The 561-nt window shown below is 66.8% G+C and carries 2 protein-coding genes; one reads left to right on the top strand and one right to left on the bottom strand.

The genetic code is table 11. From position 1 onward, the window contains the following. The first annotated feature begins 28 nt into the window (after nucleotides 1-28). Nucleotides 29-301, top strand: a complete 273-nt coding sequence (locus E6J58_23420) for a hypothetical protein (GenBank protein TMB32207.1) — start codon at nucleotides 29-31, stop codon at nucleotides 299-301. A gap of 55 nt (nucleotides 302-356) precedes the next feature. On the opposite strand, the gene E6J58_23415 is transcribed toward E6J58_23420, so the two are convergent. Continuing rightward, nucleotides 357-521 carry a DUF1931 domain-containing protein gene (locus E6J58_23415; GenBank protein ID TMB32208.1) on the bottom strand — a complete coding sequence of 55 codons (165 nt, stop codon included), beginning with the start codon at nucleotides 519-521 and terminating at the stop codon, nucleotides 357-359. Nucleotides 522-561 lie beyond the last annotated feature (40 nt).

Here is a 561-nt window from a genome sequence, read left to right as displayed (position 1 = left end):
GTAGGGCCCGGCGCCGACGCAGCCGCCGATGACGCCGAAGTTGTTGAGGGCGCGGCCCCAGAAGTCCGACTTCGACGGCTACTTCGCCGGACGCACCTCCGACACCTACGTCTTCGGGCTCCATGCCGCGCTCTATAGCGGCGGACAGGCGCAGGACCTCAATTACTTGACGGACACCAGCAGCCACCCGGAGGTCGCCCACGTCGCCATGGAACGCGCTCTGGCCATTGAGGGCGGCAAGGTCCTGGTCTCCTTCCGCAAGGGCAGCTTCGGCGTGCTCGAGGCAGCCAGCGCCCCCTGACGGCGAGCGCCAGGCCAGCGTCCGTGTCGAGAGCGGACGCTGGCCGAACGGCAGCTCAGCTCATGAAGTCGTGGCGGCGCACGGTCTTGCGGCCGTTCGCCTTGGCGCGCTTTGCCGCCTGCTCCAGGAGCCAGTACATGTATTCGTTGAGGGCGGCGAACGCGTCTCCGGCGGTATTGCAACCCGCCTTCTTGAGGACGCCCTTCGCCTTGCTTGCGATGACGAGCGATTCCAGCGACTTCTTGGCCATCTTTGGCTCC

The organism is Deltaproteobacteria bacterium (genome assembly GCA_005879535.1).
In the GTDB taxonomy this organism is placed as follows: Bacteria; Myxococcota; Myxococcia; order Myxococcales; family 40CM-4-68-19; genus 40CM-4-68-19.
Note: the sequence above shows the minus strand (reverse complement) of the source record. Positions and strands in the feature narration are given on the sequence as shown.

Excerpts from the sequence above, each read along its gene's own strand:
- E6J58_23420 (TMB32207.1), top strand. The coding sequence starts at position 29 with ATGACGCCGAAGTTGTTGAGGGCGCGGCCCCAGAAGTCCGACTTCGAC.